Here is a 26,599-nt window from a genome sequence, read left to right as displayed (position 1 = left end):
ATTATTAAGGATATTTTGGAGGATCGTAAACATGAAATCCTGGCTTAAGGTTGTATATCAAACCATTAAAGTGTTTGTTCTTTTCACTGGATGCACAATCCTCTTTTATTATGGTATCATGTTGTTAAATGAAGAATACAAGGATTATCACCGCTATGATGAACCGAATGGAGCAGCAGTAAAAGTGTCAGCGAGCGGAGTAAATGAATCATCAAGCTGGTTGGATCGGTTAATTCTTTTCTATTTAAATGGGGAGTAATGCATTCAATGGAGGACGAGCTTAAAGATTTTACACATTATTTAATCGTAGAAAAAGGCCTCGCAAAAAATACGATTGTCTCTTATGAGAGAGACTTAAAAAACTATGTTAAATATTTAAAAACTGTAGAAAATATTCAAGCCCTAAATGACGTTCAGCGTGTTCAGATTATTCATTTTCTTGGGTTCTTAAAAGAACAGGGGAAATCTTCTAAAACTTTAGCAAGACATGTTGCGTCGATTCGGGCTTTCCACCAATTTCTCTTACGCGAGAAAGCTACTAGTCAGGACCCTTCTGTACATATCGAATCACCGCAATTGGAAAGAACGCTGCCCAAGGTGTTAAACATGCAGGAAGTGGAGACATTATTAGATTCCCCAATAATACAAGACCATTACGGTTACCGCGACAAAGCGATGCTTGAACTTTTATATGCAACCGGAATACGGGTAAGTGAATTAATCGGCCTTGATATGGGTGACGTGCATTTAACAATGGGATTTGTCAGATGTATTGGAAAAGGGAACAAGGAACGAATTATTCCGATTGGGAAATCAGCTACGAGAGCGCTTGACAGGTATTTGCAAGAAGGTAGAAGTCAGTTTGTCTCAAAGAATCATAAAGATGAGGCCCTTTTTCTAAATCATCATGGAAAAAGGTTATCAAGACAGGGGTTTTGGAAAATTCTGAAGCGCTTAGCGAAGGAAGCTGGAATTGAAAAAGAGTTGACACCACATACGCTAAGACATTCCTTCGCAACCCATCTGCTCGAAAATGGCGCAGATTTACGAGCTGTTCAGGAAATGCTAGGACATGCTGATATTTCGACAACCCAAATTTATACACATGTGACCAAAACGCGGTTGAAGGATGTATACAGCCAGTTTCATCCGCGAGCATGAAAAACAGGTCCCATAAAGTCATTCATGAATACCGCAACTCTTTTGGTGACATGATTCTATGAACCTTTCAAAATAAGCAATAAGTTAAGTGACTAGTGCAATATTCGCATAAAATTACTTAAAATACGATCATAAAGCTGCCATGAAAAAAATGGCGGCTTATTCTTGTCTTTTTACTAGGTTATTATGTAAAATATAGATGTCAGACTTCCGACTTATAAAAAGTTTTGGTGAGTTATTCACATATAAAAAGGGCAATCTAATTTTATATTATTTGTGAACGTATAACTTTATTCAGTAGAAGTCTTCCCTTCTATAAGTAATGAGATGAATGCAAGCATGTATCCAATTCAGTTTGGGTTCAAACCCTGGCTGAATAAAGTTAAGCCTACGGCGGATGCCTCAGATTTTTTAAAGGAATTTATCGAGTAAGCTAGGGTGAAAATCTGGGTGCAAATACGCTAAGGCGAATTTGATTTTAGGAGGAATTTAAATGGCTTCATATGCATATAAAAGGATTTTTGTCGTTGTTATGGATTCAGTTGGGATTGGCGAAGCGCCCGATGCTGAAAGATTTGGGGATAAAGGGGCGGATACGCTTGGCCATATTGGGGAAAAAATGAATGGCTTAAAGATGCCAAATATGGGTAAGTTAGGCCTTAGTAATATACGTGAAATAAAAGGTATTGAAAAGGCTAAACATCCATTAGCCTTTTTCACGAAAATGAAGGAAACTTCCAACGGAAAGGACACGATGACAGGACATTGGGAAATCATGGGTCTTAATATTCAGACCCCGTTTCAAGTATTCCCAGAAGGCTTTCCTCCTGAACTGATCTCTGAGTTAGAATCGCGCACAGGAAGAAAAATTATTGGAAATAAACCCGCCAGCGGAACAGAAATTCTCGATGAGCTTGGCGATGAACATATGAAAACAGGTGCTTTAATCGTTTATACTTCAGCAGATTCGGTACTCCAGATCGCGGCTCATGAAGAAATCATTCCGATTGAAGAGCAATACAAAATTTGTCAAATCGCAAGAGAACTAACATTGGACGAAAAATATATGGTTGGCCGGGTAATTGCTAGGCCGTTTATAGGTAATCCAGGCAGTTTCCAGCGAACAACGAATCGTCACGATTATGCGCTAAAACCATTTGACCGTACCGTGATGTCTGAAATGAAAGATACGGGTCTTGATGTAATTGCGATCGGGAAAATATCTGATATCTTCGATGGCGAGGGTATAACGGATTCGCTTCGCACGGTTTCCAATATGGACGGAGTGGATAAATTACTGCAATCATTTGATATGGATTTTACGGGTTTAAGTTTTATAAACTTAGTTGATTTTGATGCATTATACGGTCATCGACGTGATCCAATAGGATACGGTAAAGCGCTTGAAGAGTATGATGCTCGCCTTCCGGAAGTATTTTCGAAAATGCAGGAAGGGGATTTATTAATCATTACAGCTGATCACGGAAATGATCCAGTTCATCATGGAACAGATCATACAAGGGAATATGTGCCGCTTCTTGTGTATGCAAAAGACATGGAAGAAGGAAAAGAGCTTCCGATTAGAGAAACATTCGCAGATATAGGCGCAACGATTGCCGAAAACTTTAATGTAAAAATGCCTGTGTATGGTAAAAGCTTTTTAACTGAATTGAAATAAACTTAATAGGGGAGAAGAACTAACTATGATATACGAAAAAATTCAAAAGGCAGCAAGTTTTTTAAAGGGAAAATATCAACAACAGCCGCAAATCGGGCTTATACTTGGGTCAGGACTGGGCGTATTGGGGGATGAAATTGAAGATGCGATAAAAATCCCATACAATGAAATCCCTGATTTCCCTGTTTCAACTGTGGAAGGTCATGCAGGTCAGCTTGTTTTTGGGAAACTAGGCGGGGTTCAAGTAGTAGCCATGCAAGGCCGTTTTCATTATTATGAAGGATACTCATTTGATAAAGTGACGTTTCCAGTTCGAGTGATGAAAGAGCTTGGAATTAGTCAATTAATCGTCACGAATGCCGCAGGCGGAGTGAATACAAATTTTTCACCGGGCGATTTAATGCTCGTTTCAGATCATATTAATAATATGGGAAGCAACCCGTTAATCGGTCCGAATGATTCGAGGTTTGGCGTTCGTTTCCCGGATATGTCCGAAGCCTATTCAAAAGAGTCAAGACAGCTGGCAAAAGAAATAGCAGCGAAGTTAGAGTTGAAAATTCAAGAAGGTGTCTATGTCGGTAATACAGGGCCAACTTACGAGACGCCAGCAGAAGTCCGTATGATCCGAATTTTAGGCGGTGACGCAGTCGGAATGTCCACAGTGCCAGAAGTAATTGTAGCTAGACATGCAGGCTTGAAGGTATTGGGGATTTCCTGTATCTCAAATATGGCTGCAGGTATTTTAGATCAGCCTCTAAATCATGAAGAAGTCATTGAAACGACGGAAAAAGTGAAAGTTGATTTCCTTCGATATGTGAAGGCTTTAGTTAAAGAATTAGGAACAAGATAAACGTTGGAAGCGGTGAGCTAAAAATGAGAATGGTCGATCTGATTGAAAACAAAAGAGACGGAAAAGAATTATCTACGGAAGAAATTCAATTTTTTATTAACGGATATACGGACGGCTCGATTCCTGATTATCAAGTAAGCGCCTTAATGATGGCTATTTTCTTTCAAGGGATGACTGAAAAAGAAAGAGCTGACTTAACAATGGCAATGGTTGAATCAGGCGACAAAATCGATTTAACAAAAATTGAAGGCATCAAAGTTGATAAGCATTCGACAGGTGGGGTTGGGGATACAACGACCCTTGTATTGGGCCCGTTAGTTGGAGCATTGGGTGTACCAGTGGCAAAAATGTCAGGCCGCGGGCTCGGACACACGGGTGGGACAATTGATAAGCTAGAAGCCGTCCCAGGATTCCATGTTGAAATTGAAAACGAAGAGTTTATTAAACTCGTGAACCAAAATAAAATCGCCGTTATTGGACAAAGCGGCAATCTGACTCCGGCAGATAAAAAGCTTTACGCACTTCGCGATGTAACAGCAACCGTCGAAAGTATTCCGCTCATTGCAAGCTCGGTTATGAGTAAAAAGATTGCTGCAGGTGCAGATGCGATTGTCCTTGATGTCAAAACAGGCGCGGGCGCATTTATGAAAACGCTTGATGATTCAAGGGAACTAGCAAAAGCAATGGTCGGTATTGGTAACAATGTCGGCAGAAATACGATGGCCGTTATCTCCGACATGAGCCAGCCACTCGGATTTGCGATCGGAAATGCGCTTGAAGTAAAAGAAGCGATCGATACACTAAAAGGAGAAGGGCCAGAAGACTTGACAGAATTGTGCTTAACATTGGGGAGCTACATGGTCTTCTTAGCAAAAAAGGCAGATTCTTTAAAAGAAGCCCGTGAAATGCTGCAAAGAGTGATAAAGGACGGAACGGCTTTAGAATCCTTTAAAACATTCCTAAGCTCTCAAGGTGGCGATGCATCTGTCGTTGATGATCCGTCAAAACTTCCACAAGCAAAATATACAATGGAGCTCGTTGCACTGGAAGATGGATATGTTTCGGAAATTGTCGCTGATGAAATCGGGACGGCCGCCATGCTTCTAGGTGCGGGAAGAGCAACAAAGGAATCCGTCATTGATCTTGCTGTAGGACTTGTGCTTCAAAAGAAAATCGGGGACCAAGTAAGAAAAGGGGAGTCCCTTGTTATTATTTATAGTAATTTCGAGGATGTTGAAGCTGTAAAAGCGAAGCTATATGAGAATATTATCATTTCAAGTGAAAAAGTATCTGCACCAGTGCTCATTCATGAGGAAATTACAGAATAAAGAGTTCATATCAAAATTCAAGGCTGTTTTCGTAAACTTTGTTGCTTTATTAGTGTGAGTTTATATATATAAATCTGAGTTGATTGGAGCGGAGGGCACTTGACTCCTGCGGGAATAGAGGGAACGGAAGACCCCGCAGGCGGTTACGCCGAGGAGGCTTCCGTCCCTCCCCGCGGAAAGCAAGTGCCCGCAGCGGAAATCAACGGTATACTTTTAAAGCCAAAAACAACAAACTATGCGAAAAGAGCTAAATTCAAAAATAAGGAAAACGCCAAAAGAAGCATAAACTGCATCTTTTGGCGTTTTTTCATGGGTAAATCTATTTTTAACTTTATTCAGCAGAAGTCTCCCACTTATATAAGTGGCGAGATGAATACAATCAGGTATCTGATTCAGCAGGGTTCACACTCCGGCTAAATAAAGTTAAGCCTCCGGCGGATGCCTCAGATTTTTTTAAGGAATTTATCGAGCAAGCTAAGGTAAAAATCTGGTCGCAAATACGTCAAGGCGAATTTGATCTTACGAATTACAGCCAATTACCCTAAAAGTTAAATTGGATCGATAAAAATAAACGGAGTTTGGCAAGGAAATGATTGTATAAATTTGTTTCAAATGGAAAAGATGGAGGCTATAAAGAATGGAGGGTTATGTGATGAAACGAATCGTTTCTTTAATGGTGGTATTCATTTTACTGGCAACAATCGTTGTTCCTTCTGCAATGGCTAGAGAAGGCGGAGCTGAATTAGCTGAGAACGTAAAATCTGCAATCTTAATTGAGCGTGATACTGGGACCGTTTTATACGAAAAAAACAGTCATGAACAACTCCCGCCCGCAAGCATGACTAAGGTTATGACCATGTTATTAATTATGGAAGCGCTGGACCAAGGGAAGCTATCAATGAACGAAAAAATCCGTACAAGTGAGTATGCTGCATCAATGGGCGGCTCACAAATATTCCTTGAGGCAGGAGAGGAAATGACAACCAAGCAAATGCTAGAGGGAATTGCGCTCGCTTCAGGTAACGATGCATCCGTGGCGATGGCAGAAAGGCTGGCTGGATCTGAACAGGCATTTGTACAGAAGATGAACCAAAAAGCGAAAGCATTAGGATTGAAAAATACAGAATTTAAATCAGCAACTGGTTTACCTGGAAAAAAAGATTACAGTACTGCTCATGATATGGCTATTATGGCAAAGGAACTCCTTAAATATGATGGGATCACCAAATTTACAGGTACATATGAAGGCTATCTTCGTGAGAATACCGAAAAAAAATTCTGGCTTGTCAATACAAATAAATTGGTCCGTTTCTATCCGGGAGTGGATGGTCTCAAGACAGGATTTACGAATGAAGCAAAATACTGTTTAACTGCGACTGCCCAAAAGGATGGCATGCGTGTAATTGCGGTTGTTTTCGGTGCTCCGACCTCTAAAGACCGAAACGCACAAGTTTCAAAAATGCTTGACTATGCTTTCAGTCAATATAAAACACACCCAATGTACAAAAGAAACTATACCCTTGGTAAAGTAACAGTCAGCAAAGGAGAAAAGAAAAAAGTTGAAGCATTAACGAGTGAACCGATCTCAATTTTAACGAAGAAAGGAGAGGGAGTCGAAGATGTTAAACAATCTGTCGTGTTGGATAAAAACATCAAAGCCCCTGTGAAAAAGGGAGATCAAGTTGGCATACTGAAGCTGGAAAAGGGCGGGAAAACATTGGTTGAAAGTCCGATTGTCGCAAAAGAAGCAAGTGGGAAAGCAACCTGGTGGACATTGTATAAACGTTCGTTAAGTATGTTTACGAAAGCGGGCGAATAATAAAAAGCTTTTTGGAGTTAGAAAGCTGTCTAGCTACACACGGAAAGCTTCTAAGAGGTGAATCGCGGGAACAATCGGCTTTTTAGTTTAGAAAGCGCTTCCGCTAGTCTATGTCGAAAAATTTAATATGCCAGCTATTTTTAGCGAATCAGCACTAGTTTTGTCTTTAGGAAGGAAATGAGTGATTGGGCATCGAATTGGACTCACTATAAAAGGCCAACAGTATATCATTTGTATTTTAAAAAATGATATCGAGAGAGCCCGTCCCTTTTGCGAAAAGGTAGTATGTCACTAAAGCTATCAAACTGCAAATGGGAGACGAGAAAAGGAGGCTATAGGTAGTGAGTCTTAGCATTAATTTAGAAGTGAAAAGGGATGTCCTTTGTATTCGTTTAAGCGGGGAATTAGATCATCACTCAGCCGACGAACTTCGGGAACAAGCGACTAGAGCAATTGCAGAATATGATATCCAGCATATTGTTTTGAATCTCGAGCAACTCTCTTTTATGGATAGTTCAGGATTAGGTGTGATACTGGGCAGATATAAACAAATTAAACAGCAGCACGGCGAAATGGTTGTTTGTGCAATCTCTCCAGCCGTACAAAGATTATTTGATATGTCAGGCTTATTTAAGATTATTCGTCTAGAGCCTTCAGAAGAATTTGCTTTGCAAAGACTGGGGGTTGCCTAATTCATGAAAAATGAAATGCATATACAATTCAGCGCATTGAGCCAGAATGAGTCATTTGCCCGTGTAACCGTTGCTGCTTTTATCACCCAGCTTGATCCAACTATGGATGAACTAACCGAAATTAAAACTGTTGTCTCTGAAGCTGTGACGAATTCAATTATTCATGGTTATGAGCAGGATCCGAATGGGATGGTTTACATTTCCGTTACGATCGAGGATGGTCTCGTCGATATTTCTATCAAGGATGAAGGATTAGGAATTATCGATGTGGAGGAAGCCCGCCAGCCTCTTTTTACGACAAAACCTGAACTTGAAAGATCAGGAATGGGTTTTACCATTATGGAAAATTTTATGGATACGATCGAAATTCAATCGCAACCGGGGAAAGGCACAGAAATCCGATTAAGAAAGCATTTATCAAATAGTAAAATGCTATGTAATTAAGGGAGTCTTGCTATGGATGTGGAGGTTAAAACAGACAAAAGCCAAACATTTTTGAAGGATCATGAGGTTAAGGAGCTAATTAAAAAGAGCCAGGACGGAGATCAGGATGCGCGGGATTTAATCGTTCAAAAAAACATGCGCCTTGTCTGGTCGGTAGTTCAGCGCTTTTTAAACAGGGGTTATGAACCGGATGATCTCTTCCAAATCGGTTGTATTGGATTATTGAAATCAGTTGATAAGTTTGACCTTAGTTACGATGTAAAGTTCTCAACTTATGCCGTCCCAATGATTATTGGCGAAATTCAGCGTTTTATTCGTGATGATGGGACGGTAAAGGTTAGTCGCTCGTTAAAAGAAATGGCAAATAAGATTCGAAGGGCGAAAGACGAATTATCAAAAACGCTTGGCCGGATTCCAAATGTGTCTGAACTGTCTGAGTACCTTGAAATTCCGCCAGAAGATATTATTCTTGCCCAAGAGGCAAGCCGCACCCCTTCATCCATTCATGAAACCGTCTACGAAAATGATGGAGACCCGATCACATTGCTAGATCAAATCGATGATGGCAATGATGGAAAATGGTTTGATAAAATTGCTCTCAAAGAAGCAATCCGAGAATTGGATGACAGAGAAAGATTGATCGTCTATTTAAGATATTATAAAGACCAAACACAATCGGAGGTAGCGGCAAGACTTGGCATTTCGCAAGTTCAAGTTTCCCGGCTGGAGAAAAAGATTCTCCAGGAAATGAAAGATCGCATGGATTTATAATCCATGCTTTTTTTGCGTAGGCTGTGACAGCTTTTGTGTAAATATAAACAACATTAAGTAATAAAGTCTTCGTTTTTGTGTACCTTCTCACATTCTACAGCTCAAAAGGTCCTCGTAAAAATTCCCGATATCAACGAACTCCCCATTTTATCGCAGATTAACGGGTAGTAAAACCCCTACTGAGTGAAGTTTCATTTTATACATCCAATTATTGGTTGTCATGAAGTAAATCTATGTAACCCATACTATTTATACAAGGGAATCCATGTGTGGGAAGTGAAAGTGATGGAAAAAACGGTTTATATTAGCTTGCGACATCGCATACAGGTTCGGCCTAAAGAAGTTATTTTACTGAAAAATATTGCACAGATTATTGCTGATGACAATGTATATGAACAGCTGAGTAATATGACTGTTTGTGAAGTGACTGAGAGTGATCAAAATATGATTGTCATTGATGAAATGAAGGTGATTCGGCTGATTACTAAGAAATTTCAAGAGATTGAAATCCAGACTTTAGGGCCGTCACAGGTGATTATCGAAGTCGTTTCTAAAAAGCGAAAAGTATCACTCCCGCTCTTTATCTTAGTATGGTTTTTATTATTTTTTGGCGCAGCACTTGCCATTATGAATTTTCATGAAGATGTTAGCATGAAGATTGTTCAGCAACGAATTTATACGATCATTACCGGTGAAATCGATACAAAACCGTTAATTTTCCAAATACCTTACTCCATTGGCCTAGGTCTGGGAATGATACTATTTTTTAACCATCTTTTTAAGAAAAGATTTAATGAGGAGCCGAGCCCATTAGAGGTAGAAATGTTCAACTATCAGCTGGATCTTGATAACTATGTTGTCATGCATGAAAACAAGGAAAGCATAAGAGACATTGATGACGATTAATATCCTGTTCGTCATTTTTGTCGGCTTTGCTGGCGGACTGGCAGTAGGATCAGGGTTCGTCGCATTTTTGACTGTATTAGGAGTCCTTCCAAGGCTCACTCAGCTGACAAAAACTAGAAAAATGATCCGCTTCTATGAGTGGGCAGTTGTCCTTGGCGCACTTGCCGGCGGACTTGGAACCTTATGGGACCCCATATTTTTATTAACTCCTTATTTGTTGATTCCCATTGGTTTGGCTACAGGCATATTTGTGGGGATGCTCGCAGCAGCTTTAACGGAGGTATTGAACGTTCTTCCCATTCTTGCAAAAAGAATTGGGATTGATGGACAAATTGTTATTTTATTAATGGCAATTGTATTTGGAAAGATATTTGGATCGTTGTTTCAATGGCTATATTTTGTCGATAAGTAACGGAACCTAGGATGGAAGGAAAATACAGCATGGATGATCGAAGGCACGTTATTTTAATCACTGATGGCGATGATTATGCAAGAAAGACAGTTGAGCATGTTGCTAGGGAAATTGGGGGCAGATGTATCTCCTTGTCGCACGGAAATCCTTCCGCCTTGGACGGTCCCCAAATCGTTAAACTCATTAAAAAAGCTGTACATGATCCAGTTCTCGTGATGTTTGATGATAGCGGTTTAGTTGGCGAGGGTGGAGGGGAGAAAGCCTTAAAATATGTAGCGTGCCATCAGGATATCCATGTATTAGGAGCAATCGCCGTTGCAGCGAAAACTCGGCAAGCTGAATGGACAAGGATAGATGTCTGTATTGATCGTGATGGGGAACTGACGCCATACGGTGTAGACAAATATGGCCTGCCAGAAATGGAGATAGGGAGACTAAATGGGGATACTGTATATTGTCTCGACGAACTCGATATTCCGATCATTGTTGGAATCGGCGATATTGGAAAAATGGCAAAAAAGGACGAATTTGAAAAAGGTTCGCCAATTACGAAAAAAGCGGTAGATCTTATTTTGGAAAGGAGCGGCTATCATGGCAGACAACAAGATGAAAAATAAAATGCCCATTCCTGAATCGGTCATTGAAATTGAGAAATACATGGAAGATCGAATTGGGCTTGGAGATAGCTTCGATTTAGGAATACGAAAGCTAAAGATCCTTCGCAAAGACGTGCATATGTATTATGTAAATGGATTGACAGACACGCAGCTGATCGTTGAAATGATTGAAGAACTTGTTGCCATTAATGATCATGAGAAGCTCTCAACCAACCTTTTTAAAATTATCGAAAATCGGTTAGTTCATGATTCTGTAGAAAAAATTAAGACGATGGATGAACTTGTCGATCAGGTGCTTTCTGGTTTAATTGTTGTGGTTGTGGAGGGAGAAACGACTGCATTTGTCATCGATGTCCGCAGCTACCCGGGCAGGACGCCGATGGAGCCGGATACGGAGAAGGTCATTCGCGGATCCAGGGATGGTTTTGTAGAGAATATCATTATCAACACTGCACTGACAAGAAGAAGAATCAAGGATGAGAGACTGCGCTTTGAAATGCTGCAAGTTGGTGAAAGATCAAAGACAGATGTAGCTCTAGGTTATATTAAAGATTTAGCAAATCCAGATTTACTTGAGATCATCCGGAATGAAATTGAGGCGATTGAAATTGATGGTATTCCAATGGCTGATAAAACGATTGAAGAATTTATTGTAAAACAAGGATATAATCCATATCCACAAGTCCGATATACAGAGCGTCCAGATGTAGCTGCAACTCACTTACTTGAAGGGCATGTCATAATCTATGTAGATACTTCACCAAGTGTTATCATCACTCCTACTACGTTTTTCTATCATTTAACGCATGCGGAGGAATATAGACAGTCGCCTGCAGTCGGAACGTTTGAGCGCTGGATTCGATATTTTGGAGTAATTGCCTCCTTATTTCTGTTGCCGCTCTGGTTTTTATTTGTGTTGGAACCATCTCTTTTACCCGAAAGAATCGCATTTATCGGTCCGAATGAGGAAACGAACGTACCTGTGATCATTCAATTATTTGTTGCCGATGCTGGGATTGATTTCTTACGAATGGCAGCGATACATACACCAACTCCATTAGCTACTGCTATGGGATTAATTGCAGCTGTATTAATTGGACAAATTGCGATTGATGTTGGGCTATTCGTACCGGAAGTTATCCTCTATGTGGCATTGGCTACAATAGGATCATTTACAACACCAAGCTATGAATTAAGTGTGGCCAATAAAATGGTGCGGCTCTCACTTTTAGTTGTGGTCGCTTTGTTCCATGCACCAGGACTTGTGATCGGGTTTACTGTGTTTATCATTTGGCTTGCTAGCCAAAAAGCCATGAATACGCCTTATTTATGGCCATTTATTCCGTTTTATCCAAAAGCATTATTGAGAGCATTAATTCGTCCGAGTGTGCCTGGCTCTCAATTGCGTCCAAGTATTAATCATTCTAGAGACCGCTATAAACAGCCTGCAGAATAAAAGAATTAGTTTCCAGATTCAACGAGGAAAATGGGTCGTAAATCGAACGAATTGAAATTGCGAATTCCCTCGAATTATGGTAAAGTATTTTTAATATTTAATTTAAAGGATTAAAAAATAGACAGAGTTTATCGAGAATATTCTACTGTTTATTTTATTAGAACTACGTTTTTTAAGGAAGTAGGGGAAACATGTATTTTCATGGAACGACAAAGGTTAATGAAAAAGGGCACCTCGAAATTGGTGGATTGGACACTGTCGAGCTGGCTAAGAGTTTCGGAACACCCTTATATGTATATGATGTCGCCTTGATTAGAGAAAGAGCAAGGGGATTTAGAGAAACATTTGCAAAATTAGGGATAACTGCACAGGTAGCCTATGCGAGCAAAGCGTTTTCAACCATTGCGATGGTTCAACTGGCAGAAGAAGAAGGGCTATCACTTGATGTTGTTTCCGGCGGGGAATTATATACAGCATTAGCTGCTGAATTTCCGCCCGATCGAATCCACTTTCACGGAAACAATAAAAGTAAAGAAGAACTGGAAATGGCGTTAACGCATGAAGTAGGCTGTATCGTTGTTGATAATTTTTATGAATTGGAGCTGCTCCAATCTATATGTGAACAAATGCATGCGAATACGAAAATTCTCTTAAGGGTTACGCCAGGAATTGAGGCTCATACACACGATTATATTTTAACCGGACAGGAAGACTCTAAATTCGGATTTGATTTGCAAAACGGACAGGCGGAAAAGGCACTGAAAATGTCTCTGAAATCTTCAAGTCTAGACGTACTAGGGATTCATTGTCATATCGGCTCGCAAATATTTGAAACAACAGGATTTGTTCTTGCTGCCGAAAAAATATTTGAAAAGCTACATGACTGGAAGGAAGCTTTTGCTTATGAACCAAAGGTGCTTAATTTAGGCGGTGGCTTTGGAATTAGGTATACAAATGAAGATCAGCCGATCCCTGCAGCACAATTTGTAGCAGAAATTATTGAAGAAGTTCAAAAGCAAGCGGCTAAATATTCAATGACAATGCCTGAGATATGGATTGAGCCTGGTCGTTCACTCGTTGGCGATGCGGGGACAACTTTATACAAAATAGGTTCAAGAAAAGAAGTGCCGAACGTACGCCAATATGTAGCTATTGATGGCGGTATGAGCGATAACATTAGACCCGCACTTTATCAGGCCAAATATGAAGCTGTTCTTGCCAATCGGCCACTTGAAAAGGCTGAAGAAACTGTTTCAATCGCTGGCAAATGCTGCGAGTCAGGAGATATGCTAATTTGGGACCTTCCTCTTCCACCAGCGGACAGCAGTGATTTACTAGCAGTCTTTTGCACAGGTGCATATGGCTATTCCATGGCTAATAATTATAACCGGATTCCTAGGCCACCAGTTGTATTTGTCGAAAATGGGGAAGCAAAGTTAGTTGTTAGAAGAGAAACGTTCGAAGATTTAATTCGCATGGATATGTCAATAAAAGAAAAGATTAATAACTAAGCTTCCTTTTCAGGGAAGCTTTTTTTTAGAGGATTAACAAATAATTAACAAATAATTAGGTATTTAGACAGTCCCATAGAAAAAATAATGGATTTCGTGTAGAATATATTTAACTTTATTCAGCAGAAGTTTCTAAACGATATAAGTAGCGAAATGAATGCAAACAGGTATCCAATTCAGTCGGGGTTAAACTCCAGCTGAATAAAGTTAAGCCTCCGGCGAGCCTTTCGATTTTTTAAAGGAATTTTATCGAACAAGCTAAGGTAAAAATCTGGGCGCAAATTTGCCAAGGCGAATTTGATTCTGAGGTTTTATGAGTTTTTTAGAGGAGGATTTATGAAGAAAAACAATTGGCTTCTTTTTGTGTTGTTATTGGTTTTCAGCCTTTCGTGGGGATTTTATTATTGGTTTTTTATTGTTCCAGCAAAGTAAAAACCATCATAATTGATTTTCAAAGAATGTATAACTTTATTCAGCAGAAGTCTTCCATTTCTATAAGTGCGAGTATCCAATTCAGTGGGTTCAAACCTTGGCTAAATAAAGTTAAGCCACCGGCGATGCCTCAGATTTTTTAAAGAAATTTACTGAGCAAGCTAAGGTAAAAATCTGGGCGCAAATACGCCAAGGCGAATTTGATCAAGGATGATAAACATATAGAAACAAACAGAAGCTATGTACATATAATGTCCGTATAGTTTGAAAAGGAGAAATTTTGGAGAAAATAAAGATGGAATGCTTGAGCATAAAGAGGGATAATAATGTTAATTCGATATAAGAAAACATTTGAAAAAATTGCAATGGGTCTGCTATCTTTTATGCCTGACGAAAAGGATCTGAAGAAACTCCAGCAAACGATGAAGCAATATGAGAATGACGAGAATCTGCAATTATTTTTATGGAAAGAAGGAGACGATATCATTGGATTATTAGGGGTATCATTTGATGATGATTCCGCTATGTTTCAACATATCTCGGTAAATCCTTCACATAGGTACCAAGGAATTGGGAAATCGATGGTAAAAGCATTGTACGAAATGTTTCCTGGAAAAGAACTAACAGCAAATGAAAATACAAAAGCATTTCTCAACAAATGTGATTTAAGCGACGATACAGAAAAAGGCAGCGAATAATAAATATCCGCTGCTTTTTTATTTATGTTTATTAAGAGCTTTCAGCCGTTCTTGAATAACTGGGCTTCGATCCCTAAGAGAATGGCGATGAACGATTTCTTTATTGTCTAGATCACTCTTTTTGCACCATGTTAAGCTGCGGCGATTGCATATCTCCTTGCAGGTCGTAATTAATGATAAATCTTGAATTGGCATGTCATAGTCCAAATAATTAGCACCTAAAGAGATATCCCTTAGCAATGAAGGCAATTCCTTGAACAATTTTTCAGCATTCAAGCCTAATTCGGCCAGTTGCTGGTGATTTTTATTAAGAATATCGATTGATTTCTGCATTGTCCGTTCTGCTCCACCGAAATTACCACGCCGATGATGATAATTAGAAACGGCCAATAAGATAAGTCCGACCCAAATGGAATGTTTATTTTTAGGGCTCACACTTTTCCAATATTCTTCAAGCACCTCATGGCATTCGAAGTAATCCCTGTCCCCGTGAAAATGGACTAAATACTCAATATATTCTTTTGGATACAAGGCCTCACCCCCCTGAAATTCTATATCCATTCTAACACATGTGCATTTGCTTACGCATTTCCTGCGTAAGAGTATTTACCGTTTTGCCCCAGTATAATGAAAAATGCAAAAATAAAAACCCGGTTCAATAAACCGGGTAAAATATATTAATAGAAATTTACTAACGTTTTAGAAAATCAAAGAAGCACCAACAATGATTAATAAGATAAACAGTACAACGATTAAAGCAAAGCCTGTTCCAAAGCCCGTTCCTCCACAACATTCATCACTACTAGACATATAAATCCCTCCTGAATCTTTATAATTATCGTTTCAAACTCATATTATGTAGGCTAATGTCATTCCGTATGGGCTGATTCACCATTTTTTCAGACTTTTTTACGAGGGGGGATTTTTCTATTGGATAAGATCAATGAATAATCTATACTAGATTATAGTTGTTTATCGAGTACACTTTTTCTTTGTATATAATAAGGCCGGCCTGCGCAGAACCTTTCCTTGTGATGAAGCGTAGTCAAAGGAGGCTGACCTTTAAGTTAAGGCACGCTTTTAAGGGTTTTTAAAGTTAATCGGGATAAAAAATATATTTGTTAGAAATTTTGGTGGGAAGTTATGCAATATAATGTGAAGATCGATGCGTTTGAGGGGCCGCTTGATTTGCTCCTTCACTTAATAAATCGGCTGGAAATCGATATTTATGATATTCCGGTAGCGGAAATAACGGAGCAATATTTATTATATATCCATACGATGCAAGAGCTTCAGCTTGACGTAGCAAGTGAATATTTAGTTATGGCTGCAACGTTACTTGCAATTAAAAGCAGAATGCTGCTTCCGAAGCAAGAGGAAGATCTATTAGAGGATGAATATAGCATCGAAGGCGAAGAGAACCCAATGGATGAGCTTGTTGAAAGATTAGTTGAGTACCGAAAATATAAAGAAGCGGCAGATGATCTGAAGGAAATGGAGCATGAAAGAGGATTAATGTTTACAAAGCCTCCAAGTGATCTATCAGACTTTGCGAAAGACATTCAGCCTGAAAATACGGAGTTGAACGTTTCTATATACGACATGCTGAGTGCTTTTCAAAAGCTTATGCGCAGACAGAAATTGCAAAAGCCGCTGCAGGCAAGAGTTGCTCGTCAGGAAATCCCAATTGAGAAACGGATGACTGAAATTCTTGACGATTTAAGAAAAATTAAGGGCCGAAAAAGCTTTAATGACTTTTTTTCCGTTCCTGACCGTGAGTATCTCGTGGTGACCTTTTTAGCTGTTTTGGAGCTAATTAAGCGAAAGGAAATTCATATCGATCAGGAAAGTAATTTTTCGGAGATATTTCTTAGGAAAGCTGTCTAGCTTCGGGCGCAATCGTCATCCGTCAAGAAGGTTAAAGAACAAACAACCTTCTCGCAGGTCCGTCTTATGCTTGGCCGCAGGAAGCGGGTCATGTAGGCGTTGCCACAGGGCAAGGAAATCTGACAGCGATACATTGAACGACCAAAAGTGATAGCTTTTCGGAGGATGTATCGATTTTAGTCTGCGTTCTTTTAGGCGCCCTACGCTTTTCTAATGGTAAAGAAGGGATAGTGGAAATGATTGGAAATCGTTAATTGGAAAGGAATTGTAGAAAGTCTTTTATTCGCGGCTGGGGATGAAGGGCTTACTTTGAAACAGATTGCTCTTGTTCTTGAGATCGACGAGTCAGCTGCCGAGGCGATTATGAAAGAGTTGATCGAGGAATATAGGGAAAATCATTTGCGGGGAATAACAATTGTTGAGCTTGCTGGCACCTTTCAGCTTGCGACAAAAAAGGAAAATTCCGCTTATTTGAAGAGGCTGGTAGCATCGCCTTCCCCTGCTACTTTGTCCCAGGCAGCTCTTGAAACACTTGCGATCATCGCATATAAGCAGCCGATCACTAGATCAGAAATCGAGGATATAAGAGGCGTGAAGACGGAGCGGCCGATCTCAACTCTTTCTGCCAAGGCATTGATTAAAGAAGTAGGGAGAGCAGAAGGGACAGGTCGAGCTTATTTATATGGAACAACAAAAGAATTTCTCGATTATTTCGGTTTAAAAAGAATTGATGAACTTCCTCCCCTTCCGGAAAATGTCGATGATGATTTCCTACAGGACGAAGCTGATTTATTCTTTGGGAAATTCCAAGAAACCCATGATTCTTAACTTAACCGACACATCCAAATTGATATATGATAATATAGATTTGTACACTGATGCTTCATTTTATATGAAGCATCTGCTTATGCATTTCATTTCAAACATACATAATTATGATTGGCATTCATCCTAGTATGTGGAGGGATTTATTTGCTTATTAAACATTGTAAGGGATACGAGCTTGAAAAAGCACAGTCGAACACATCTGAAGATTTCTTTAATCGAAGCGAGATCACATTTGAAGAAGATGGCCAAGAAAAAACATTGCATGTTCTTTATGTTCGTTTCTTTGATGATTTAGTTCATGAATTTACTCCTTTTGAAAAGAATCCATTGTTTACTGCCGGTTCCAGGGAAGTAGATCTCAAAGATATCGCAGCGCTTGTCTGTTTATTGAAAAATCCAGGCTTCCGGCATCGCAAACGAGTTTATATTAATTCAAAGGCCGAATATGCTTCATTTTTCCAGGATATTGAATTCTCCAAACTTCCTGCTATTTTTGAAGCACTAGAAAATAATAAAGTGTATAATTTGCGTTCTCCATTGGAGTATATTGTACAGCCTCAATAATTTTTAGAAACGAAAGAGTAGCCCACTGCGGGCTGCTCTTTTTTGTATAGGCTGTTTTCACATGTATTGTTGATTAAGCCTTCAAAGTCTGCCCGTTGATTTCTGCTGCGGGCACTTGCTTTCCGCGGGGAGTGACGGGAGCCACCTCGGCGTTACCGCCTGTGGAGTCCTCCCGCTTCCCTCTATTCCCGCAGGATATTGAATTTACATCCTTGAATCTGCCCACGCACGAAGGAAAAGCGATAGCATTTTCGAGGAGTCAAGTGCCCTCCGCTTCAATCCACTCAGATAATAAAATAAAATGATACTAATAAAGCAACAAAGATTACGATAATATCCTTCGTATATAAAGCAATTTTTCGCCCAGTCGAACATACGATAGAAAGGGATAAACAAGGAAAGAGGGATTAGTATGAGCCGTCTGGATGAATATATTCAAGATGTTTTTAAGTGGAATAATGAGCTGCGGGTTTTTCTTGAATCAGAGGATGTTGATAAAAATAATGCACTTTGGCAGAAAATGGATCGATTTACCGATATTATGGAAGGGATCAAAAATCCCTTGAATACTCAGGAATTGACTAATCTGCAGAATTACGTCGAGGAACTTCACGATGATATGGAAAGATACTTTATCGAAAGGCAGCAGCTCGGCAGTATTTATATGCATGAACTGCATGTTGCAACGGGGAATCACTCCCTTCCACCGCTCCCCTATGCCTATGACGCGCTAGAACCATATATTTCTGAAGAAATAATGAGGCTACATCATGACAAGCATCATAAATCATATGTAGACGGGTTGAATAAAGCAGAGAATGCACTGGAAAAAGCAAGAGCTTCGAAGGATTTCTCACTTGTTAAACATTGGTCACGGGAGCTTGCGTTTCATGGTTCCGGCCATTATCTGCACACAATTTTTTGGAATAATATGAGGCCAAATGGTGGTGGAAAGCCGGCTGGTGCTTTATTAAAGCAAATAGAAAACTATTTTGGCAGCTTTGAAGGATTTAAAAAACACTTTTCCGAAGCGGCCAAACAAGTTGAGGGGGTCGGCTGGGCGATCCTTGTCTGGTCACCAAGATCACGTCATCTTGAAATTCTGCAATCGGAAAGGCATATGCTTTTAACCCAATGGGATACGATCCCTTTGCTTGTATTGGATGTATGGGAGCATGCCTATTATCTTCAGTATAAAAATAACCGCGGAGATTATGTAAATAATTTTTGGAATATTGTCAACTGGAAAGATGTTGAAGAACGCTTTTTGAAAGCATCCGAGTTGAAATGGAAACCTTATTAATTTAGCGAAAGGCGGAAAACAATAGATCTTTTCCGCCCTTTAATTGTCATAACCATACTTGTCCTGCATAAAATTGTACAAACCATTAAGAAAAGCGGAAGCGCCTTGAACAGCCCCGATAAGCATAAGCCAGACTGGCTTATGACCTCGAGGTCGACAAAACCGCGACGTCCTGTCGCATTGTCGACACTAGTACGTCCTGTACGTCGGGGCTAGGCGCTGCAGCTAGACAATTACGAGACGGGGTTTGTGCAATGAATAAAAAGACCAAGCTTATTATTATTTTTCAACTGATTGTCGCAATGTTTTTCTTAAACATTCCGCAGAAGGCCAAAGCTTCTGTTTATGTAAGTGCACAAAGTGCTATTTTAATGGAGCAAGGATCTGGCAGGGTATTATTTGAAAAAGAAGCGTACAAGCCAAGAAGAATTGCGAGCATTACGAAGATTATGACCGCTATTTTGGCGATTGAATCGGGAAAAATGGATGAAATGGTAAAGGTAAGCGAAAAAGCAGTCAGAGCTGAAGGATCTTCGGTTTATTTAAAATTGGATGAAAAAATCAAGCTGGAAGATTTAGTATATGGATTAATGCTCCGTTCCGGAAATGATGCAGCCGTTGCCATCGCTGAGCATGTGGGAGGCAGTCTGGATGGTTTTGTTTATTTAATGAACCAAAAGGCTGAAGAAATTGGGATGAAAACGACCCATTTTGAGAATCCCCACGGACTCGACGATCACGAAAAGCATTTCTCAACGGCATATGATATGGCAATATTAACTCGTTATGCAATGAATAATAAGAAATATGCAAAAATCGCAGGTACAAAAGTACACAGGGCGCCAAATCCAACAGAAAGCTGGGAGCGAAAATGGGACAATAAAAACCGGCTGCTGACAGAGTTATATGAGTATTGTACAGGCGGAAAAACCGGTTTTACAAAACGAGCAAAACGAACATTGGTTACGACCGCATCAAAAGAGCAGCTGAATCTAATTGCAGTGACGTTAAATGGGCCTGATGACTGGAATGATCATATTCAAATGTATGAGCATGGCTTTAAAACGTATAATTTGGCGGAAGTTCTGCCAAAGGGATCACTTGAAGGCATTAAAGAAGAAATGTATAAAAAGAAAGTATATCTTCCTCAAGGATTTAATTATCCGATTAAAGCTGGAGAAAAGGATTTATTTGAAGTTGAATACAAAATGAAAAAACCAGATGAAAGATGGAAAATGGGCGAGGATGTTCCGAATATTGTTGGGAAGGCAACTGTTTACTTCAAGAATCAACCAGTAAAAAATTTGTCAATTTACTACAAACAAGAAACACCTAAAGAAAAACAATCTTTTTTTGAATTATTTCGAAGTTTGTTTACTTTAATTATCGGTGTGAAATCAGATGGTTAATGTTATTTGGGTTTTGATGACGGTTATCGGAATTATCTTTGCTATGGTAAACGGAACGATGGCCGAAGTAAATGAGGCCATTTTTAAAGGCGCAGCTGAAGCGGTAACCTTATGTATCGGATTAATTAGCATCCTCGTATTCTGGCTGGGGATGATGAAAATCGCGGAGGATGCTGGACTGTTAAAAAAGCTTTCCCTCTTATTTAAGCCAATCGTAAAAAGGCTGTTTCCGGAAGTACCGAATGATCATCCGGCCATGGGTTATATTTTATCTAATATGATGGCCAATATGTTCGGGCTTGGCAATGCCGCAACTCCACTTGGGATTAAGGCGATGGAAGAATTGAAAAACCTAAATGGCGGAAAAAAAGAAGCCAGCCGTTCGATGATCACTTTTCTTGCGGTGAATACATCGAGCATAACGCTTATTCCGACAACGGTAATTGCTATTCGGATGAATTATAACTCAGCTTCGCCGACAGATATCGTCGGCCCCACATTAATTGCATCCATTTGTTCGGCAGTAGGCGCCATACTAATTGATCGATATTTTTACTATCGAAGATCAAGAAAAGGGTGAAGTCATATGGCAATTGTTTCGCTTATATCCCTTTGGTTTATTCCCGTTTTGATCGGTTTTATTTTATTATATGGAACGATAAAACGAGTGCCGACTTATGAAAGCTTCGTAGATGGCGGAAAAGAGGGAATTAAAATTGCCGTTTCGATCATCCCTTTTCTTGTCGGTATGCTTGTCGCTATTTCAGTGTTTAGGGCATCTGGTGCTCTAGAGTATTTCATGGCGTTCATCAGACCCGGTCTTGAATTAATCCGTGTCCCGCCGGATATTGTTCCGCTTGCAATCATCCGCCCGATTTCAGGAACAGCCGCACTTGGAATGACGAGCGATCTCATCGCAACTCATGGGCCGGATTCTTTTCTCGGCCGGCTTGCCTCTGTCCTCCAAGGAAGTACAGATACGACATTTTATGTATTAACTGTCTATTTTGGCGCAGTCGGAATTAGAAAGATGGGAGATGCGCTTAAGGTTGGACTTTTGGCGGATTTAGTCGGAATCGTTGCTGCGATTGTTGTGGTTACGATAGTATTTGGCAGCCGTTAAACTATATAGAAAAAAACACATGGTGATTTTCCTTGTGAAAAGCCATGTGTTTCGCTATGAAATTTGATTGTTAGCCCATCTGAGGTAAACATGTTACTTTGGGAAGAGGCTTCCCTTTTTTGACAAATGAAAGTCTTTTATCTATAATTTTAATGCCTTCATTTCAAAGTTATTTCGTTTAAATACCTCCCTCTAAAAAATCCAATATCCAATTTTTTAAATCAACAATTCGCAACTGATCGATGCTTTTATTGGTGCCGGTAACAATGATAGGTGTAAGTGAATCATCTTTATGCATCGAGCCGTGGGCAGCTCCACCGGAATGTTGAGGTGAACTTTCTCCAATAAATTCGTAGCCTGATTTTGCATCCACTATCAGAAATTCACCAACTTGTGAATGGATGGCTCCATACAGCCTTGCTAATGCATCAGGGTAATCCCCATAAGTTATTTGCTTATTCCTTATTGTCAAATCAAGAATGGAGCTATTTCCATCTAAAGACCAGACTTGATTATAAACATCACTAAAGGGCCCACCCGAATGAAAGGTCAGCATTCCTTCATGTTCTCCCGATATTACATGAATCATATCTTTTTCCTTCCATGCAATCCAGCCGATCCGAGAGTCGGATTGGAGCCTGCGCGCAATGTCTTTTATTGAAATACCTTTGCTAATCTTATAAATATAAGCCATTCGTTCATTTGCCGTAATAACAATTTCATCTTTTTGCCGAACAGGCTCCCCGAGCTCTAAAGTTTTGTAATCATTAAGAGCTTTTCTTAAATCAATTAATGCTTCTTTTTTGTCCTTTTTAACGGATGATTGTTTACTGTCGCCAATGATAATCCAAATCATATTATCAAGAGCGTTTTCCCATTTTGGAAAAACATTTAATACTTCCTGTAGATGTTTATCAACTTTCTTAATTCCTTTCGTTGTCAAAGGTCCTTTTGTATGCACGGTATGGTCATTTTCCGAAAAATACATAATTGTAAATTCAGGAAGAAGGTTATTCACGAAAAGATGTTTTAATTCTTGAGCAGCATAGGCATCATTTAGTCCTAAACGTTTCACAATATGTTTATTGTTTTCGTCTTGACGAATTAATGCTCCTAATGACAACATTTTTGGCCCTTCAATGTGATATTCAGCAGGTATATCAGTCACTTTTGTTACTACCTTTGGAATTTTAAGAGTATGAGGATAGTTCCCGCGATAAATTAATGTGTTAATGGATGCGGTTTGTTTTCCCCTATTGTCTAATTCTTCATGAATGGTTCTTACATTCGAATTAAGGTCCACATTATTATATTGATACAAACTATTTTCAGCAATCTCGGAAACCCCGAGCTTCATGATTTCAAAAAAACCATTGCCGTAATTAATGATTCTTTGTTCGTCTTCGTTAAACCAGACAAGTCCGGGTATTTTATGTTTATCTGGGTAAGTACCTGTAATTAAAGAACTATCGATCGTGACAGACATTGTCGGGTAGGAACTTATTAGTTCTTTACTGTACTGACCATGTTTCAAAAAAAAGGCCAGTGCAGGAGCGTTATTCTCCTGTATAGCTTTTTTTAATGATTCATTCATTAAAGAATCAATCACAAGAAGAACTACCTTAGGCGAAGATTGATTGTGTGCTTGAAATAACTTTTCCTGTTCATTTAATTTATTTCGAGTACTGGCGCAGCCGATGACTAGGATAGATATGGATATTAATATTATCGAACGAATTATCATCATCATTCCACCTTCGTTTTGATACAATCCCTTATCTCATCTCTTATTATTGACAATTTCCTCCCATTGATTATGGAAATTCAGGTCTAAAATTATTTCTTAAGCATTGACTATATGAAAGTACAACGTTGATATATGAATATTAGCGGGGCGATGGTCCTTCCGAGAGCTTTTTTGCGGTAGCAAAACTTAGTCTTAGGAAGGTAAATCGAACCCGCGGCTACATCAACAATATATTTATCAAAGCTTAAGCATTAATTTGATGTCCCAATGGGAAGATAATGATTAGAAATACTACTAAACGATCCATTTTTTGCAATAAGAGGAGGATATGACATGGGAAAAATTGATGTAGGCGAAGTTTTTACAATTAGTGATGAGAATGACCAGGAGTTGGAAATTGAAGTGTTAGCAACAGTCAAAGTCGAAGGAACAGAATACGCTGCTGTTAGCTTTGTTGAAGACATTCAGCAAGAAAGTGATGACGATATTGATATCTTCTTTTTAAAGGTCGACAAAGAAGGGGATTTGTCAGCCATTGAAAGCGACGAGGAATTTGAAAAAGTTTCTGCAGCGTTTGATGAAGTAATGGAAGATGAGGATTGATCTTGTACACAAGAGAGGGATAAAATACTCCCTCTCTTGTAAAAGACGTACATGCAAGTGAAAACAATGAAAATGCTGAAAAGCTTTGTATTTCAATAAAGCAGTGTTGCTTTTAGTGGCAAATGATCAGAGGCTTGTGGCATATTAGTTATAACTTCTGCTTCAACAACCTTAAGGTTTTGACTGACAAATACATAATCCAACCTTGATCTTGGACGATGCGATGGGTAAGTGTAACCTTCTCCTTTTCCCCCAATTTGCCAAACATCTTGAAAATGATGGGTTAAATTCCTCCAACCTCTTGATCCAGGTCTCATATTCCAATCTCCCATGATGATAATAGGATGGGGATTCTTATAATGTTGGTTTACGATAAAGTCTATTTGCTTTTTATGAAGAAAGGGATTAAGACTTAAATGGGTAACATTAATTTGAAATAACTGTTTGTTTATTTGAATGGCTGCGTCGAGCAATGATCTCCCTTCGGTTAATCCGGATATAAAGTTAAATGAATGGCTTTTCTTTGTTACAATCGGATGTCGAGACAAAAGGGCATTTCCATATTGCCGTATCTTTGTTGAAGTTTTAGATTTTATAGAAATAGAAGGGCTGAAAGCATGCTCCATACTTAGTTGTTTTGCAAGCCAACCGATTTGATCTTCAAAGAGACTTCGCTTAGAAAAAAATTTATCAACTTCATTAAGACCAATGATATCAGTATCACTTTTATCAATAACTTCAGCAATTCTATATAGGTCAGCTTGTTTATCAATTCCCTTGCATGATGAATGTTAAAGGTCATTGCCTTAATCTCCAAAATACTCTCTCCTAAATTTATTCCAGAAAATATTTTGATATGAATCTGGATACCCTCTTTAGAAAGATGTTTTTATTAGCAGCATTGTAAATACTAATTTTAGGATCACATTAAGTAAGGGGTTTTTACATCGTGAGTAAAAAAATCTTGATACTCTCTGAGGCAATTGGAAATGGTCATACGAAAGCAGCAGAAGGGTTAATGCAAGGAATTTCTCATCTTGCTCCGTCTACTCATGTTTCAAATTCTAGAGGTAGGACAGACACTTCGTCTTTTTACCTCAAAGCTGCTAGTGAACTTTTATCTCAAAATGGTTACCATTTCTCCTACATTATGGAGAAAATTGTATCACTATAAACAAAACAAGCCTCTTTCTGATTGGAAAAAGACGGCTATTTATCAACTGTTTCATCGCTAGATCGAGGTTATTATTGAACAAGAAAAACCTCATCTTGTCATCTGCACTCATCATTTACTAGTTCTTCTATATCCCGTCTAAAAAGGCTGGGATATTCGTTTACTCTTTGTACGATGATAACCGAATTTCATGTACATGGAGCATGGGTTCATTCGGAGGTAGATGTTTATCTTGTATCTAGTGCGGATGTGTCTAGTCAATTAATAAAAATGGGAATTCCAAATAATCGTCTTATCGTTACAGGTATGCCATTAAGTTCGAATTTTTGGATCAGGAAAAATAAACAGAACATACGAAAAAAATTAAAGCTAAAAAATATTCCTTCTGTAATGGTAATGGGAGGGGGATTGGGATTAGGTGGAATCCAGCAACTTGCCTATGAACTTTTAAAATGGAAAGAACAGATTCAGGTAATCATATGCACTGGAAAGAATGAAAAACTAAGAAAAACCTTATAAAAAGATGATATGTTTCATCATCCTCATGTTCATATTATTGGGTTTGTTGATCATATTGACGAATGGATGGAAGCAACCGATATCCTTATAATAAAACCAGGTGGATTGACGTGTTATGAAGCATTATCAAAAGGGCTGACTATATATAATTATCAACCAATCCCTGGTCATGAAGAAGGAAATTGTGATTATTTGGTAAATAATAGTTTGGCTATAAAAATTATTGATTTAAATAATATCAAAGATTTAATAGGGAAATCACTGTTTTCCACAACAGAAATGGAGCCTATATATGATAGAATGAGGGAATTCCAACAAAAATTAGACCCACTTGCGAGTGCAGGATTTATTGTTAATCCCCTCCGTCAAACGGTTTCAATATGATATAAATTAAGAAAATAGAGTTAATTATCTACTCGCTCTAAAATAATGGTCTACCATAGTGAGATGTACGGTATCCGATTAACAAGGGGCATTAAAGCCCCTTAGGCAACATTTTAGGGTAAAAAATAGAAGCTGTAAATAGACCGATTTCAAAAAGTAGGGGCTTAATTAAAGGCTGTTTTCGTAAACTTTGTTGCTTTTTTAGTGTGATTTTATATGAAAATCTGAGTTGATTGGAGCGGAGGGCACTTGACTCCTGCGGGAAATAGAGGGAACGGGAGAC

At 39.0% G+C, this 26,599-nt stretch carries 28 protein-coding genes and 1 pseudogene; 25 read left to right on the top strand and 4 right to left on the bottom strand.

Annotation, left to right across the window (positions count from 1 at the left end):
- Window positions 1-31 precede the first annotated feature (31 nt).
- The 16 genes from BGM26_RS09390 to BGM26_RS09315 all read left to right on the top strand — a co-directional run bounded on the left by BGM26_RS09390 (window position 32) and on the right by BGM26_RS09315 (window position 14,775).
- Window positions 32-259, top strand: coding sequence for a YqzK family protein (locus tag BGM26_RS09390; protein ID WP_217039570.1), 228 nt, complete (start codon window positions 32-34; stop codon window positions 257-259).
- A gap of 8 nt (window positions 260-267) precedes the next feature.
- Window positions 268-1,161 carry a site-specific tyrosine recombinase XerD gene (gene xerD, locus BGM26_RS09385; protein WP_217039569.1) on the top strand — a complete coding sequence of 298 codons (894 nt, stop codon included), beginning with the start codon at window positions 268-270 and terminating at the stop codon, window positions 1,159-1,161.
- A 493-nt stretch (window positions 1,162-1,654) separates the two neighbouring features.
- Window positions 1,655-2,839 (top strand): phosphopentomutase, encoded by a 1,185-nt coding sequence (gene deoB, locus BGM26_RS09380; RefSeq protein WP_217039568.1) that lies wholly within the window; start codon window positions 1,655-1,657, stop codon window positions 2,837-2,839.
- Between the two features lie 25 nt (window positions 2,840-2,864).
- Entirely contained in the window at window positions 2,865-3,689 is an 825-nt protein-coding gene (locus tag BGM26_RS09375) for a purine-nucleoside phosphorylase (protein WP_217039567.1), read from the top strand.
- Window positions 3,690-3,712: 23 nt separating this feature from the next.
- Complete coding sequence (locus BGM26_RS09370) at window positions 3,713-5,017, top strand: pyrimidine-nucleoside phosphorylase (protein WP_217039566.1); 1,305 nt, start codon at window positions 3,713-3,715, stop codon at window positions 5,015-5,017.
- Between the two features lie 99 nt (window positions 5,018-5,116).
- On the top strand, window positions 5,117-5,434 hold the full coding sequence (locus BGM26_RS09365; RefSeq protein ID WP_217039565.1) for a hypothetical protein: 318 nt from the start codon (window positions 5,117-5,119) through the stop codon (window positions 5,432-5,434).
- 235 nt (window positions 5,435-5,669) lie between these two features.
- Entirely contained in the window at window positions 5,670-6,836 is a 1,167-nt protein-coding gene (locus BGM26_RS09360) for a D-alanyl-D-alanine carboxypeptidase family protein (RefSeq protein WP_217039564.1), read from the top strand.
- Between the two features lie 341 nt (window positions 6,837-7,177).
- A complete protein-coding gene (gene spoIIAA / locus BGM26_RS09355) occupies window positions 7,178-7,528 on the top strand; it encodes an anti-sigma F factor antagonist (RefSeq protein WP_217039563.1) in 351 nt (116 codons plus the stop codon).
- A 3-nt stretch (window positions 7,529-7,531) separates the two neighbouring features.
- Window positions 7,532-7,972, top strand: a complete 441-nt coding sequence (gene spoIIAB / locus BGM26_RS09350) for an anti-sigma F factor (protein WP_217039562.1) — start codon at window positions 7,532-7,534, stop codon at window positions 7,970-7,972.
- Between the two features lie 12 nt (window positions 7,973-7,984).
- A complete protein-coding gene (gene sigF, locus BGM26_RS09345) occupies window positions 7,985-8,743 on the top strand; it encodes an RNA polymerase sporulation sigma factor SigF (protein ID WP_217039561.1) in 759 nt (252 codons plus the stop codon).
- 285 nt (window positions 8,744-9,028) lie between these two features.
- Window positions 9,029-9,649: a stage V sporulation protein AA gene (locus BGM26_RS09340; protein WP_217039560.1), complete on the top strand. Its 621-nt coding sequence runs from the start codon at window positions 9,029-9,031 to the stop codon at window positions 9,647-9,649.
- Entirely contained in the window at window positions 9,639-10,061 is a 423-nt protein-coding gene (locus tag BGM26_RS09335) for a stage V sporulation protein AB (RefSeq protein ID WP_217039559.1), read from the top strand. The genes BGM26_RS09340 and BGM26_RS09335 overlap by 11 nt, the downstream gene beginning before the upstream one ends.
- Before the next feature lie 29 nt (window positions 10,062-10,090).
- Window positions 10,091-10,678 (top strand): stage V sporulation protein SpoVABEA, encoded by a 588-nt coding sequence (spoVAEA, locus tag BGM26_RS09330; RefSeq protein ID WP_217039558.1) that lies wholly within the window; start codon window positions 10,091-10,093, stop codon window positions 10,676-10,678.
- Complete coding sequence (locus tag BGM26_RS09325) at window positions 10,653-12,134, top strand: spore germination protein (protein WP_217039557.1); 1,482 nt, start codon at window positions 10,653-10,655, stop codon at window positions 12,132-12,134. Before spoVAEA ends, BGM26_RS09325 begins: the two co-directional genes overlap by 26 nt.
- Before the next feature lie 191 nt (window positions 12,135-12,325).
- Window positions 12,326-13,645: a diaminopimelate decarboxylase gene (gene lysA, locus BGM26_RS09320; protein WP_217039556.1), complete on the top strand. Its 1,320-nt coding sequence runs from the start codon at window positions 12,326-12,328 to the stop codon at window positions 13,643-13,645.
- A 758-nt stretch (window positions 13,646-14,403) separates the two neighbouring features.
- The gene (locus tag BGM26_RS09315) at window positions 14,404-14,775 is read left to right on the top strand and encodes a GNAT family N-acetyltransferase (RefSeq protein WP_217039555.1); all 372 of its coding nucleotides are present in this window, start codon (window positions 14,404-14,406) and stop codon (window positions 14,773-14,775) included.
- Between the two features lie 18 nt (window positions 14,776-14,793).
- Here BGM26_RS09315 and BGM26_RS09310 read toward each other — a convergent pair whose 3' ends face one another.
- Both BGM26_RS09310 and BGM26_RS09305 read right to left on the bottom strand, forming a co-directional pair.
- Window positions 14,794-15,306: a DUF309 domain-containing protein gene (locus BGM26_RS09310; protein WP_217039554.1), complete on the bottom strand. Its 513-nt coding sequence runs from the start codon at window positions 15,304-15,306 to the stop codon at window positions 14,794-14,796.
- 168 nt (window positions 15,307-15,474) lie between these two features.
- Window positions 15,475-15,585, bottom strand: a complete 111-nt coding sequence (locus tag BGM26_RS09305) for a YjcZ family sporulation protein (RefSeq protein ID WP_217039553.1) — start codon at window positions 15,583-15,585, stop codon at window positions 15,475-15,477.
- A gap of 333 nt (window positions 15,586-15,918) precedes the next feature.
- Between BGM26_RS09305 and BGM26_RS09300 the strand changes: the two genes are divergently transcribed.
- The 7 genes from BGM26_RS09300 to BGM26_RS09270 all read left to right on the top strand — a co-directional run bounded on the left by BGM26_RS09300 (window position 15,919) and on the right by BGM26_RS09270 (window position 21,889).
- The gene (locus BGM26_RS09300; RefSeq protein ID WP_217039552.1) at window positions 15,919-16,662 is read left to right on the top strand and encodes a segregation/condensation protein A; all 744 of its coding nucleotides are present in this window, start codon (window positions 15,919-15,921) and stop codon (window positions 16,660-16,662) included.
- Between the two features lie 240 nt (window positions 16,663-16,902).
- A complete protein-coding gene (gene scpB / locus BGM26_RS09295; protein WP_217039551.1) occupies window positions 16,903-17,490 on the top strand; it encodes an SMC-Scp complex subunit ScpB in 588 nt (195 codons plus the stop codon).
- Window positions 17,491-17,634: 144 nt separating this feature from the next.
- Window positions 17,635-18,054 carry a hypothetical protein gene (locus BGM26_RS09290; protein ID WP_217039550.1) on the top strand — a complete coding sequence of 140 codons (420 nt, stop codon included), beginning with the start codon at window positions 17,635-17,637 and terminating at the stop codon, window positions 18,052-18,054.
- 412 nt (window positions 18,055-18,466) lie between these two features.
- Window positions 18,467-19,357, top strand: coding sequence for a superoxide dismutase (locus BGM26_RS09285; protein ID WP_217039549.1), 891 nt, complete (start codon window positions 18,467-18,469; stop codon window positions 19,355-19,357).
- A 254-nt stretch (window positions 19,358-19,611) separates the two neighbouring features.
- On the top strand, window positions 19,612-20,766 hold the full coding sequence (locus BGM26_RS09280) for a D-alanyl-D-alanine carboxypeptidase family protein (protein ID WP_217039548.1): 1,155 nt from the start codon (window positions 19,612-19,614) through the stop codon (window positions 20,764-20,766).
- Window positions 20,759-21,346, top strand: a complete 588-nt coding sequence (locus BGM26_RS09275) for a nucleoside recognition domain-containing protein (protein ID WP_217039547.1) — start codon at window positions 20,759-20,761, stop codon at window positions 21,344-21,346. The genes BGM26_RS09280 and BGM26_RS09275 overlap by 8 nt, the downstream gene beginning before the upstream one ends.
- Before the next feature lie 6 nt (window positions 21,347-21,352).
- Window positions 21,353-21,889, top strand: coding sequence for a spore maturation protein (locus tag BGM26_RS09270; protein WP_217039546.1), 537 nt, complete (start codon window positions 21,353-21,355; stop codon window positions 21,887-21,889).
- A gap of 178 nt (window positions 21,890-22,067) precedes the next feature.
- Here BGM26_RS09270 and BGM26_RS09265 read toward each other — a convergent pair whose 3' ends face one another.
- Window positions 22,068-23,633, bottom strand: coding sequence for an alkaline phosphatase family protein (locus BGM26_RS09265; protein WP_217039545.1), 1,566 nt, complete (start codon window positions 23,631-23,633; stop codon window positions 22,068-22,070).
- Between the two features lie 336 nt (window positions 23,634-23,969).
- On the opposite strand from BGM26_RS09265, the gene BGM26_RS09260 reads away from it, so the two are divergent.
- Window positions 23,970-24,239: a DUF1292 domain-containing protein gene (locus BGM26_RS09260; RefSeq protein ID WP_217039544.1), complete on the top strand. Its 270-nt coding sequence runs from the start codon at window positions 23,970-23,972 to the stop codon at window positions 24,237-24,239.
- Between the two features lie 92 nt (window positions 24,240-24,331).
- Here BGM26_RS09260 and BGM26_RS09255 read toward each other — a convergent pair whose 3' ends face one another.
- Window positions 24,332-24,949, bottom strand: coding sequence for an endonuclease/exonuclease/phosphatase family protein (locus tag BGM26_RS09255; protein ID WP_367949330.1), 618 nt, complete (start codon window positions 24,947-24,949; stop codon window positions 24,332-24,334).
- Between the two features lie 239 nt (window positions 24,950-25,188).
- Here BGM26_RS09255 and BGM26_RS21940 point away from each other — a divergent pair.
- Window positions 25,189-26,316 (top strand): annotated as a pseudogene (locus BGM26_RS21940) (MGDG synthase family glycosyltransferase).
- Window positions 26,317-26,599 lie beyond the last annotated feature (283 nt).

This window comes from Bacillus sp. FJAT-29790 (assembly GCF_019039215.1).
Lineage (GTDB): Bacteria > Bacillota > Bacilli > Bacillales > Cytobacillaceae > Cytobacillus.
Note: the sequence above shows the minus strand (reverse complement) of the source record. Positions and strands in the feature narration are given on the sequence as shown.